Annotated in this window: 12 protein-coding genes; 8 read left to right on the forward strand and 4 right to left on the reverse strand. The window is 64.0% G+C overall.

The window, feature by feature from the left end; translation table 11 throughout:
* Nucleotides 1–95: hypothetical protein (locus tag DBO86_RS26810; protein WP_244185501.1), on the reverse strand; the 95-nt coding region annotated here is incomplete at its 3' end.
* Nucleotides 96–175: 80 nt separating this feature from the next.
* On the opposite strand from DBO86_RS26810, the gene DBO86_RS17130 reads away from it, so the two are divergent.
* The 3 genes from DBO86_RS17130 to DBO86_RS17140 all read left to right on the forward strand — a co-directional run bounded on the left by DBO86_RS17130 (nucleotide 176) and on the right by DBO86_RS17140 (nucleotide 2,116).
* Nucleotides 176–544 (forward strand): septal ring lytic transglycosylase RlpA family protein, encoded by a 369-nt coding sequence (locus DBO86_RS17130; RefSeq protein ID WP_108234308.1) that lies wholly within the window; start codon nucleotides 176–178, stop codon nucleotides 542–544.
* 91 nt (nucleotides 545–635) lie between these two features.
* Complete coding sequence (locus DBO86_RS17135) at nucleotides 636–1,730, forward strand: calcium/sodium antiporter (protein WP_108234309.1); 1,095 nt, start codon at nucleotides 636–638, stop codon at nucleotides 1,728–1,730.
* Nucleotides 1,731–1,732: 2 nt separating this feature from the next.
* Entirely contained in the window at nucleotides 1,733–2,116 is a 384-nt protein-coding gene (locus DBO86_RS17140) for a carboxymuconolactone decarboxylase family protein (protein ID WP_104728200.1), read from the forward strand.
* 308 nt (nucleotides 2,117–2,424) lie between these two features.
* On the opposite strand, the gene DBO86_RS17145 is transcribed toward DBO86_RS17140, so the two are convergent.
* From DBO86_RS17145 to DBO86_RS17155, 3 genes are all read right to left on the reverse strand, one after another.
* Nucleotides 2,425–3,366 carry an AEC family transporter gene (locus DBO86_RS17145; RefSeq protein ID WP_108234310.1) on the reverse strand — a complete coding sequence of 314 codons (942 nt, stop codon included), beginning with the start codon at nucleotides 3,364–3,366 and terminating at the stop codon, nucleotides 2,425–2,427.
* 252 nt (nucleotides 3,367–3,618) lie between these two features.
* On the reverse strand, nucleotides 3,619–4,179 hold the full coding sequence (locus DBO86_RS17150; protein ID WP_104728198.1) for a response regulator transcription factor: 561 nt from the start codon (nucleotides 4,177–4,179) through the stop codon (nucleotides 3,619–3,621).
* Nucleotides 4,180–4,194: 15 nt separating this feature from the next.
* A complete protein-coding gene (locus DBO86_RS17155; RefSeq protein ID WP_004424838.1) occupies nucleotides 4,195–5,448 on the reverse strand; it encodes an ATP-binding protein in 1,254 nt (417 codons plus the stop codon).
* A gap of 370 nt (nucleotides 5,449–5,818) precedes the next feature.
* Between DBO86_RS17155 and DBO86_RS17165 the strand changes: the two genes are divergently transcribed.
* From DBO86_RS17165 to DBO86_RS17185, 5 genes are all read left to right on the forward strand, one after another.
* The gene (locus tag DBO86_RS17165) at nucleotides 5,819–6,547 is read left to right on the forward strand and encodes an SIMPL domain-containing protein (protein ID WP_108234311.1); all 729 of its coding nucleotides are present in this window, start codon (nucleotides 5,819–5,821) and stop codon (nucleotides 6,545–6,547) included.
* Nucleotides 6,548–6,768: 221 nt separating this feature from the next.
* A complete protein-coding gene (locus tag DBO86_RS17170; protein ID WP_108234352.1) occupies nucleotides 6,769–8,367 on the forward strand; it encodes an ABC transporter substrate-binding protein in 1,599 nt (532 codons plus the stop codon).
* 53 nt (nucleotides 8,368–8,420) lie between these two features.
* Nucleotides 8,421–10,019: an ABC transporter substrate-binding protein gene (locus tag DBO86_RS17175; protein ID WP_208630486.1), complete on the forward strand. Its 1,599-nt coding sequence runs from the start codon at nucleotides 8,421–8,423 to the stop codon at nucleotides 10,017–10,019.
* Between the two features lie 178 nt (nucleotides 10,020–10,197).
* Entirely contained in the window at nucleotides 10,198–11,208 is a 1,011-nt protein-coding gene (locus tag DBO86_RS17180; RefSeq protein WP_108234313.1) for an ABC transporter permease subunit, read from the forward strand.
* A gap of 117 nt (nucleotides 11,209–11,325) precedes the next feature.
* Nucleotides 11,326–12,228, forward strand: coding sequence for an ABC transporter permease subunit (locus tag DBO86_RS17185; RefSeq protein ID WP_108234314.1), 903 nt, complete (start codon nucleotides 11,326–11,328; stop codon nucleotides 12,226–12,228).
* The last annotated feature ends 2 nt before the right edge of the window (nucleotides 12,229–12,230 follow it).

Here is a 12,230-nt window from a genome sequence, read left to right on the forward strand (position 1 = left end):
AGTTGCTTGCGGCATTTGACCTGCTCATGGCTGTCGACACCATGAACTTGAAAAACCTGCTTTGCCAAATCCACGCCTATGCGTTTAAGTTTCATGCGGGCTCCCCCTCCGGGATTGTTTGTTTCGTAACCTACAGTCTGGCGCAATGACGCCGTAGGAGGGAGGAGTCCATCTCATTGGGCTACCGGCGTTTGCTCTGTTAGGCACACTCGCCCTGCTCGGCGGCTGCTCGACCTTCGGCGGCGGCTCGGGCAGCAGCGAAACCGGCAAGGCCTCCTACTACGGTGATCGCCACCACGGCCAGCGCACCGCCAGCGGCGAGCGCTTCGATCAGCACGCGCTGACCGCGGCGCATCGCAGCCTGCCCTTCGGCACCCGCGTGCGGGTGACCAACCTGAACAACGCGCGCAGCGTGGTGCTGCGCATCAACGACCGTGGCCCCTTCGTGCGCGGGCGCATCATCGACGTTTCCCGTGCGGCAGCAGTACGCCTGGACATGCTGCGCGCCGGCGTGGTGCCGGTACGGGTCGAAACACTGGACTGACCAACAATTGGCAACAAAATCTTTCTGCACCCTCTAGCGGCCAACAATGCCATCGCTACACTAGCCGCACTTTTTCTGGAGCTCCCCTGCAATGACTCTGATGACCTTCGTTTACCTGATCGCAGGCCTGGTGCTGCTGGTCGCTGGCGCCGAAGTGCTGGTACGCGGTGCAGCCAAGCTGGCCGCACAGTTCGGCATCCCGCCACTGATCATTGGCCTGACCGTGGTGGCCTTCGGCACCAGCGCGCCGGAAACGGCGGTCAGCGTGCAATCGGCCTTCAACGGCAGCGGCGACCTGGCCATCGGTAACGTGATCGGCAGCAACATCGCCAACGTTCTGCTGATTCTGGGCGTGACCGCTCTGGTCGCACCGCTGGTTGTCTCACGCCAGCTCATTCGCCTCGACGTGCCCATCATGATCGGCGCCAGCCTGGTCACCTTCGGCCTGGCCTGGGATGGGGAACTGAGCCGTTTCGATGGCGCCTTGCTGTTCGCCGGCGTGCTGGCCTATACCGGCTTCCTAATCTTTAACGCGCGCAAGGACAAGGACGGCGAGGATGACGAGTTCGCCAAGGAATTCGGTCTCGACGAGGCGCCCAAGCCCTACGCCTGGGCCATCAATCTGGGCCTGATCATCGCTGGCCTGGTGCTGCTGGTTACCGGCTCTAACTTCCTGGTCGAAGGCGCTGTGACACTGGCACGGGCACTGGGCATTTCCGAGCTGGTCATCGGTTTGACCGTCGTTGCGGTCGGCACCTCGTTGCCGGAGTTGGCCACCTCGATTCTCGCCGCCATCAAGGGTGAGCGCGATATCGCCGTGGGCAATATCGTCGGCAGCAACATTTTCAACCTGCTCTGCGTGCTGGGCCTGGCCTCGCTGGTCTCGCCGGCCGCCATTTCGGTGTCGTCCAATGCCCTGGCGTTCGATTTCCCGGTCATGATTGCCGTCGCCGTTGCATGCCTGCCGATCTTCTTCGCCGGTTACCGCATCAACCGTTGGGAAGGCCTGCTGTTTCTGGCGTATTACGTGGCCTACACCCTCTACCTGATCCTGTCTTCCACGGGGCGTCCCTTCGCTGACGTGATGGGCGAAGCCATGCTGGGTTACGTGCTGCCATTGACCGCCGTCACCCTGGTGGTCATTGCCGCACGCGCCTGGCACAAACAACGCGGCGAGCAGGTATGAGCATGAGTGATAACCATGATCGCGGTGTGCAGGTACGGCGTGAGGTGATGGGCGACGCGTTCGTCGACCGCGCCCTGGGCAACGCCACCGAGTTCACCCAGCCGCTGCAGGACTTCGTCAACGAGCATGCCTGGGGCGGCGTGTGGACGCGCAGCGGCCTGCCGCGCGCGACCCGCAGCCTGATCACCCTGGCGGCGTTGACCGCGCTGAAATGCCCGCAGGAACTCAAGGGCCACGTGCGCGGCGCGCTGAACAACGGCTGCACGGTGGAGGAAATTCGCGAAACCCTGCTGCACTGCGCGGTGTATGCCGGCGTGCCAGCCAGCATCGATGCCTTCCGCGCGGCACAGGAAGTGATCGACGAGTACCAGAACAACGCCTCGTAGGAGCTGGCTTGCCGGCGATCCGTTAATCGCCGGCAAACCGAACCCTGAAGGACGAGCTAGCAGGCCGTTGAAAAACGTAGGCGACGACTGCATGGATGCAGGAGGTAGAGCGAAGCAGGAAGCCCGAGCCGAGGCAGCCAGTGCAATACCGATGGCGGCCCCGCAAAAACAGCCGAAAAACGACCGGGGTCGCGTCCGACTTTACGTGTTGTAAATGAGCATTTTTGACGGGGGCGCCTAGCCTGGGCTCGCACGCGAGGCTGTTTTTAACGCAGCAATGGCAACGTAGGTAGTTTTTCAACGGCCTGCTAGATCCAGCCACCCCACTGCAGCAATAGCAGGCCAATGTTGGTGGTGACCACCGCCGCCAGGGTGGTGATGACGATGATGGCTGCCGCCAGCTCATGGTTGGCGCCCACCGCACGGGCCATGACGAAGCTGGCCGCCGCCGTCGGGCTGGCGAAATAGAGAAACAGGATCGCCAGATCCGCCCCACGAAAGCCGAACAGCCAGGCGCCGAAGGTGCTCAGCAGCGGCAACCAGACCATCTTCATCAGGCCCGAACCGATGGCCGTGCCGCTACTGCGTCGCAACGACGCCAGGCTCAGGGTGCCGCCAATGCAGATCAGCGCCAGCGGCAGGGTCATCTGCGCGAAGTACTCGGCCGAGGTCAGGAACCACTGCGGCAGCGAAATTTTCCAGTAGGCAATCGGTACCGCCAGCAGTACGCCAATGATCATCGGGTTGGTCACGATGCTGCGCGCAATGGCCTTGGCACCGGGTTTCACGCCCGAGCTGTAGATGGCCAACACGACGGCCGAGAGCGCGTTGTAGCAGAGGATCGCCAGTGCGGCGAGCAACGAGCCGACTGACAGGCCATAGTCACCATACATGCTGGTGGCCAGCGCCAGGCCGACGATACCGTTGTTACCGCGGAAGGCCCCCTGGGTGTAGATGCCACGATCCTCGAACGGCACCCGCCAGATCGCCCAGGCCCAGGCGACGAAGAACGACGCCACGGTGGCCAGGAAGAAGTAGGACAGTAGTTGCGGCTGCATGGCCGCATCCAGGTCCGCCTTGAACACACCGAGAAACAGCAGGGTCGGCATGGTGCCGCGAAACACCAGGCTCGAAGCGGTATCGATGAAGGGCGTATCGATCCAGCGCAGGCGTTTGAGTGCAACGCCGAGAAACAGCATGGCGAACACGGGCGCGGTGATGGCAAGGGTTTGTGCAGCGACGGCGAGCATGGCGACACCAGCAGGTTGTCTGACGACCTATGTTAGCTGGCTAAGTATTTATCTGCCATGGGCAAAAACCGCGCAGTTGTAGGATGGGTCAGGCGGCGATCCGCTTCAGCCCACGCGAACCCGCGTTGATGAACTCAAGCCCATCTTGCGGCCTGCCCCCCTGGCGGGCTGAAGCCCACCCTACGGGTCAGAGCTTACTTCGCCATTGGCAAAAGCTACGCAATGGTAGGGTGGGCTCAGGCATACCAGGGCTCAGCGGCGAACAGGACGCTTCTGCAATTTGCGCTGCAGGGTGCGGCGATGCATGCCCAGGGCGCGGGCAGTGGCGGAGATGTTGCCCTCGTGTTCGGCCAGCACACGCTGGATGTGCTCCCACTGCAGGCGGTCCACCGACATGGGGTTGTCCGGCACCAGGCTGTCGAGGTCGGCATGCTCGGAAAGCAGCGCCGTGAGCACGTCGTCGGCATCGGCCGGTTTGCACAGGTAGTTGGCCGCGCCACGCTTGATCGCCTCCACCGCGGTGGCGATGCTCGAATAGCCGGTGAGGATCACCACACGCATCTCGGCGTCCAGCTCAAGCAGCTTGGGCAGCAGCACCAGACCGGAGTCGCCCTCCATCTTAAGGTCGACCACGGCGTAATCCGGCAGGTCGTCCTTGGCCAGGGCCAGGCCTTCTACGGCGCTGGAGGCGGTGGATACGCGCAGACCGCGGCGGCTCATGGCACGCGCCATCACGCGGGTAAAGGTGGGGTCGTCATCGACCAGCAGCAGATGGGGCTGCTCTTCGCCTTCGAACAGGGATTCGTCGCTCATGCTGGGTTTTCCTTGTCAGGCCACGCCATAGGCTCGCGGCAACTTCAATTCGGTAAGGGTGCCGCCTGCTTCATGGTTATACAACTTAACCGTACCACCGGCTCGGGTCACGCTGGCCTGGCTGAGGAACAGCCCCAGACCAAAGCCCTTGCCCTTGGTGGTGAAGAAGGGCCGGCCAAGCTGCTCGGCGATGGCCAGCGGCACGCCGGCGCCGTGATCGCGGATGCTCAGGCGCAGCCACTGGTGGTCCCAGTCCAGGCGAATGTCGAGTTTGTCCGGGCAGGCATCGGCGGCGTTGTTGAGCAGGTTGAGCAGCGCCTGGGTGAGATCGGCCGGTGGCATGATGCGCGGTGGCGTGCCGCGGCCCAGGCATTGATAGCGGTAGCTGGCCTCGGGACGCATCAGGTGCCAGCGATTGAGGGTGGTTTCCAACCATTCGACGCAGGACTGCTCGACCACTGCCTGACGCCGATCGTTCTCGGCGGCGCGCACCAGTTGCTGCAGGGTGAACTTGCACAGTTTCACCTGCTCCTGCAGCAGGGCCAGGTCATCCTGCAGCGCCGGTTTGTCGCGATATTCCTGGCGCAGCTCCTTGAGCAGCACGCTCATGGTGCCCAGCGGCGTACCCAGCTCATGGGCGGCGCCAGCGGCCTGAGTGGCCACGGCCAATAGCTGCTGGTCACGCAGGCTTTCCTCACGCCGTTCGGCGCGCAGCTCGTCCTGGCGGCGCAGCTCCTCGGCCATCTTGGCAACGAAGAAGGTGATCAGTGCCGCAGACAGGGCGAAACTCAGCCACATGCCGTAGACCAGCAGGCTCTCACGCGCCGCCGGCAATTCGAGCGGGTGCGTCCACACCAGCAGCAGGGTGTAACCGGCCAGCGCCAGGCCCGCGAGGACGATGGTGAACATCCACGGCAGGGTCGCTGCGGCGATGGTCAGTGGCACCAGGTAATAGGACACGAAGGGGTTGGTCGAGCCCCCCGAGTAATACAGCAGCACGCTGTGGATGATCAGGTCACAGGCCAGTTGTACAGCATATTCCACCTCGGTCACCGGCCAAGGCCCACGCAGGCGCAAGGCCGTGCCCAGGCACAACAGCAGGGAAATGCCGAGAGTGACTGACAACTGCAGCCAGGGCAGCGGTAGCATGCCGGACTTGTAAGCGAGCCCGACCGAGCCAGCCTGAGCGGCCAGCACCAGAATACGGATAAGCGTCAGGCGCCAGAGGTTCTGGCGACTGGCAGAAAGCAGCTGAACGGGTTCGAGCATGGCGACTCCAATGGTTGCGCCGAGTATAACCAAGCCTGCTGCGGCCTTGCGCCGCTGCGGCAACCGGCCGCATACCTCAACAACGCCCTGGATGAAAAAAGTTGTAGCGGCATTAACCCGGGTCGCTACTCGCCTTCGTCTAACCTCGGGAACGGGCTTGCCGCGAGCGGCTTCCCGAATAATGAAAGCACGCAGCATGCCCTCCCTCATCCGGCGCTTCGCGCCACCTTGATCCACAGGGATGTGGTGAATGCAGAACTCCCGCCGGGAGCGGGAGCTGCCTCCCGGAGGGAGAAGGGCAGCAATGAGGGCGTCGCTACGCGACTTTCACGCTAAACGGCCAAAAGGCCATCGAAAAAGGAACCGCACCATGCGCACCATGACCCGTATCGCCACCGCCCTCGCCCTCACCGCCGCCAGCCTGGCCAGCACCGGCCTGCTGGCCGCCGAGGCGCGTTACAACCAGATCGCCCTGCGCGCCGAGGTCAACCAGGAAGTGGCACACGATCTGATGCACGTCACCCTCTACACCGAAGCGCAGCACGCCGACCCGGCCAAACTGGCCGCCGAGATCACCACCACCCTGAATCAGACACTGGAGCAGGTGCGCCAGGTGCGTGGTGTTTCGGTCAAGCTCGGCAGCCGTCACAGCTACCCGGTTTATTCTGAAAACAAGGGCGACGACAAGGGCCAGAAGATCACCGCCTGGCGCGAGCGCGCCGAGGTGCGCCTGGAAAGCGCCGACTTCGCCCGGCTTTCCGCATTGACCGGTGAATTGCTGCAATCGATGAAGATGGCCGGCATGGATTTCAGCATCGCCACCGACACCCGCAAGACCCGCGAAGATGCCATGCTCAAGGACGCCGTGAATGCCTTCAGGGCACGCGCGCAACTGGCCACCGAAGCGCTTGGCGGCAAGGGCTACAAGCTGGTCAGCCTGAACCTCAACACCGGTGGTTTCCAGCCGCCAATGGCCATGCGCAACTTCGAAGCCAAGGGCATGGCGATGATGGACGCAGCCCCCACGCCGCAAATCGAAGCCGGCACCAGCCAGGTCACGGTCAGCGCCGACGGCGTCATCGAAGTGCAGATGCCCTGAATCACGCTCCGCAACAAAGCAGCGCCGTTATCGGCAGATAACGGCTTTTTGCCATCTTTTCCCTGCATATTTTCATAAATGCGACAGCGACTTATAACGCTGTAGCGCTAAGCTTGTTTGCCTCGAAAACGCACTTGCCTCAGGCACATGCCCTGCATAGCTTGCCAGGAGGCTCCCATAAGGAGCTCCTCGACCAAAAGCACAAAAATGAAGAGGTCATGATGCGCAAGAACGCCCTTATCCAGGCTTTGCTTACCGCTGGGCTGATCGCCAGCGCCCCCCTCGCCAGCGCCGCCAACCTGGTGTTCTGCTCCGAAGGCAGCCCCGCCGGCTTCGACCCCGGCCTGTACACCACCGGTACAGATTTCGACGCCGCTGCGGAAACCATCTTCAACCGCCTGACCCAATTCGAGCGCGGCGGTACCAAGGTCGAACCTGGTCTGGCACAAAGCTGGGAGGTGTCCGAGGATGGCCTGGTCTACACCTTCAAGCTGCGCCCCGGGGTGAAGTTCCACGCCACCGAGTACTTCACGCCCAGCCGCACCTTCAACGCCGACGACGTGCTGTTCACCTTCGAGCGCATGCTCGACAAGGATCACCCGTTCCGCAAGGCCTACCCCAGCGAGTTCCCCTACTTCACCGACATGGGCATGGACAGCAACATCGCCAAGCTGGAAAAGCTCGATGACATGACCGTGCGTTTCACCCTCAACGAGGTGGACGCTGCCTTCGTGCAGAACCTGGCGATGAGTTTTGCCTCGATCCAGTCCGCCGAATACGCCGACCAGTTGCGGACGGCAGGCAAGGCCGCCGACATCAACCAGAAGCCCATCGGCACCGGCCCCTTCGTGTTCAGCCGTTACCAGAAGGACGCGGTGATCCGCTACAAGGGCAACCCGGACTACTGGAAGCCCGAGGATGTGAAGATCGACAACCTGATCTTCGCCATCAACACCGACGCCTCGGTGCGCATGCAGAAACTCAAGGCCGGCGAATGCCACGTGACCCTGTTCCCGCGCCCGGCCGACATCGCCTCGCTAAAGCAGGATGCCAAGCTACAGATGCCCGAGCAGGCCGGCTTCAACGTCGGCTACATCGCCTACAACCTCACCCACCCGCCGTTCGACAAACTGGAAGTGCGCCAGGCGCTGGACATGGCGGTGAACAAGCAGGCAATTCTCGACGCCGTTTACCAGAACGCCGGGCAGTTGGCCGTCAATGGCATGCCGCCGACCCAGTGGTCGTATAACGAAGACATCAAGGACCCGGCCTTCGACCCGGAAAAGGCCAAGGAGCTGCTCAAGGCCGCCGGCGTCAAGGAAGGTACCGAGATCACCCTGTGGGCCATGCCGGTGCAGCGCCCGTACAACCCCAACGCCAGGCAGATCGCCGAGATGCTGCAGGCCGACTGGGCCAAGATCGGCATCCAGGCGCGCATCGTCAGCTACGAATGGGGCGAATACCTCAAGCGCGCCAAGGCCGGCGAGCACGACGCCATGCTGATCGGCTGGAGCGGCGACAACGGTGACCCGGACAACTGGCTCGGCACCCTCTATGGCTGCGACGCGGTCGACGGCAACAACTTCTCCAAATGGTGCTTCGAGGACTACGACAAGCTGGTCAAGGCCGCCAAGCGCACCACCGACGTGGCCGAACGCACCGAGCTGTATAAGCAGGCGCAGGTGATCCTCAAGCGTGAGGTGCCGATCACCCCGCTGGCCCACTCCACCGTGTACCAGCCGATGCGCAAGGAAGTGCAGGACTTCCGCATCAGCCCGTTCGCACTCAACTCCTTCTATGGTGTAGGAATAGCCAAGTGATGGCAGGCGGCGCGCCTGCGGGTGCGCCGCCTCTACCCAGCTCAGGAGTTTCCATGTCACCCATGCCCTTTCTCCGCGGCGGCCTGCTGCTGGTCGCGCTGCTCTGCGTTCACGCTCAGGCGGCGGACAGCCTGGTGGTCTGCACCGAGGCCAGCCCGGAAGGTTTCGATATCGTCCAGTACACCGCGGCGACCACCGCCGACGCCACGGCCGAGACCCTGTTCGAGCGCCTGGTGGCCTTCGCCCCTGGCAGCACCGAAGTGGTGCCGGCGCTGGCGCAGAGCTGGGAAATCTCCGCCGACGGCCTGAGCTACAGCTTCACCCTGCGCCAGGGGGTGAAATTCCACGCCAACCAGGGCTTTACCCCGAGCCGCGCGTTCAACGCCGACGACGTGCTGTGGAGCTTCCAGCGCCAGCTCGACCCGGCGCATCCCTGGCACAAGCTGTCGCTGCGTGGCTTTCCCTACGCCGAGGCCATGGGCCTGGCGCAGTTGATCGAGCGCGTGGAGAAACTCGACGAGCACCGCGTGCGCTTCGTCCTCAAACACCCGGAGGCGCCCTTCCTGGCCAACCTGGCCATGGGCTTCGCCTCGATCTATTCGGCCGAGTACGCCGACCACCTGCTCGCAACGAACCAACCCGAACGTCTGAACAATGCACCCATCGGCACCGGGCCTTTCATCTTCGAGCGTTACGCCAAGGACGCCCAGGTGCGCTTTCGCGGCAACCCCGACCACTGGGACGGCGCACCGCAGGTCGAGCGCCTGGTGCTGGCCATCACCCCCGAGCCCAACGTGCGCCAGCAACGGCTCAAGGCCGGCGACTGCCAGATCGCCCTCTACCCGCGCCCGGTGGACATTCCCGCCCTCAAGGCCGACGCGAAGCTGCAGGTGCTGGAGCTGGATTCGCTGCTCACCGCCTATATCGGCATCAACACCCGCCACCCGCCGCTAGACGATGTGCGCGTGCGCCAGGCGCTGAACCTGGCCTTCGACAAGGCCGCCTACATCCGCGCGCAATATGGCGAAGGCAACGCCACGCCGGCCGTAGCGCCCTACCCGGCGACGTTGTGGGGCCACGATGCCGAGCTGCAGGACTGGCCGCATGACCCCGGGCGCGCCCGCCAACTGCTGGCCGAGGCGGGCCACGCCGATGGCTTCGCCCTGTCGATCTGGACGCGCCCCGGTGGCGGGCCAACCAACCCCAACCCTGGTATTGGCGCACAGATGCTGCAGGCCGATCTCGCCGCCATCGGCATTCGCAGCGACATTCGCGTGTTCGAGTGGGGTGAGCTGATCAAGCGTGCCAAGAACGGCGAGCACGACCTGGTGTTCATGGGCTGGGCCGGCGACAACGGCGACCCGGACAACTTCCTCACCCCCAACCTGTCCTGCGCCGCCGCCAAGAGCGGCGAGAACCAGGCGGGCTGGTGCGACGAGCAGTTCGACGACTTGATTCGCCAGGCGCGCCAGGAAGCCGAGCAGGAAAAACGCGCCGTGCTGTATCGTCAGGCCCTGGCGATCTTCCATCAGCAGGCGCCCTGGATCGCCCTGGCCCATCCCAAGCAGTTCGTCACCCTGCGCAAAGGCGTCGAGGGTTTCGTGCTCAGCCCGATGGGCTCGAACAATTTCGCCCGAGTGAAACTGCCATGACCCCTCGCGACACCACGCTTGTGGGAAGCGCTTTAGCGGCGACAAGCTCGCGGCTGAAGCCCCTCCCACACTGCTCAGACCCAGCAGAGAGCGGCCACCTCTCGGCTACGCCCTGCCTAAAACAACGCCAGACCACGCCGTCCGGCACCCGCATCCCGCCACGGAGTAGAACCGCTTGATGCTGTCCTTTATCGCCAGACGCCTGGGGCTGCTGATCCCCACCTTCTTCGGCGTCACCCTGCTGACGTTCGCGCTGATCCGCCTGATCCCCGGTGACCCGGTGGAGGTGATGATGGGTGAGCGCCGCGTAGACCCGGAAATGCACGCTCAGGCCATGGAGCGCCTGGGGCTGAACAAGCCCCTGTATGCGCAGTATTTCGACTACATCGGTCAGCTCGCCAGCGGCAATCTGGGCGAGTCACTGCGCTCGCGTGAAAGCGTGTGGAAAGAGTTTCTCACCCTGTTTCCCGCCACCGTCGAACTGGCACTGGCTGCCCTGCTGTTCGCCGGCACCCTCGGTGTGATCGCCGGGGTAATCGCCGCCCTCAAGCGCGGTTCGCTGTTCGACCATGGGGTGATGGGCATCTCGCTGACCGGCTATTCCATGCCGATCTTCTGGTGGGGCCTGCTGCTGATCATGTTCTTCTCGGTCGGCCTGGGCTGGACGCCGGTCTCCGGGCGCATCGACCTGCTCTACGACATCCCGCCGGTGACCGGCTTCATGCTGATCGACACCCTGCTCGCCGACGAGCCCGGTGCCTTCACCGATGCCCTGCGCCATCTGATCCTGCCGGCTATCGTGCTCGGCACCATCCCGCTGGCGGTGATCGCGCGGATGACTCGCTCGGCGATGCTCGAAGTGCTGCGCGAGGACTACATCCGCACCGCGCGGGCCAAGGGCTTGTCGCCGGCACGCGTGGTCTTCGTGCACGGCCTGCGCAATGCCTTGATCCCGGTGCTGACGGTGTTCGGCCTGCAGGTCGGCGCCCTGCTGGCCGGCGCGGTACTGACCGAAACCATCTTCTCCTGGCCGGGTATCGGCAAATGGCTGATCGAAGCCATCGGCGCCCGCGACTACCCGGTGGTGCAGAACGGCATCCTGCTGATCGCCTGCCTGGTGATCCTGGTCAACTTCATCGTGGACATTCTCTATGGCCTGGCCAATCCACGCATTCGCCATCAGAAGTAAGGAAGGCGTGATGAATCGACAGACCCTAGGGTGTCGCGGGGCCACCCAGGCCGTGCGCACCAATAGCGGCGACCAACCATCGGTGCGCACAGCGCACCCTACCCAGGGGGCACGCCCATGACTGCAGCCACCAGCCTCGACCAGAGCCTGCTCTACCCCTCGCCGCTGAAAGAATTCTGGCAAGCCTTCAGCCATAACAAGGGCGCGGTCGCCGGCCTGGCGTTCATGCTGCTGATGGTGTTCTGCGCACTGTTCGCCCCCTGGGTCGCACCACATGACCCGAGCGAGCAGTACCGCGACTTCCTGCTCACCCCGCCGGTCTGGCTGGACGGTGGCCAGTGGCGCTTCCTGCTCGGCACCGACGAGCTGGGCCGCGACCTGCTCTCGCGCCTGATCCACGGTGCCCGCCTGTCGCTGCTGATCGGTCTGGCGTCTGTGCTGCTGTCGCTGATTCCCGGCATCCTCCTGGGGCTGGTCGCCGGCTTTTTCCCGCGCCTGCTCGGCCCCGGCATCATGCGCCTGATGGACATCATGCTGGCGTTGCCGTCGCTGCTGTTGGCGGTGGCCATCGTCGCCATCCTCGGCCCTGGGCTGATCAACACCATCTTCGCCATCGCCATCGTCTCGCTGCCGTCCTACGTGCGCCTGACCCGCGCAGCGGTGATGGGCGAGCTGAACCGCGACTACGTCACCGCCGCGCAACTGGCCGGTGCCAGCCTGCCCCGACTGATGTTCATCACCGTGCTGCCCAACTGCATGGCGCCGTTGATCGTGCAGGCCACCCTGAGCTTTTCCTCGGCGATTCTCGACGCCGCCGCGCTGGGCTTTCTCGGCCTCGGCGTACAACCGCCGACGCCCGAGTGGGGCACCATGCTGGCCTCGGCGCGCGACTACATCGAACGCGCCTGGTGGGTGGTGACGCTGCCCGGCCTGGCAATTCTGCTCAGCGTGCTGGCGATCAACCTGATGGGGGACGGCCTGCGTGATGCGCTCGATCCTAAGCTGAAGAATGCGCAGTGAGG

Origin of the sequence: Ectopseudomonas oleovorans (assembly GCF_003052605.1) — a bacterium.
Lineage (GTDB): Bacteria > Pseudomonadota > Gammaproteobacteria > Pseudomonadales > Pseudomonadaceae > Aquipseudomonas > Aquipseudomonas oleovorans_A.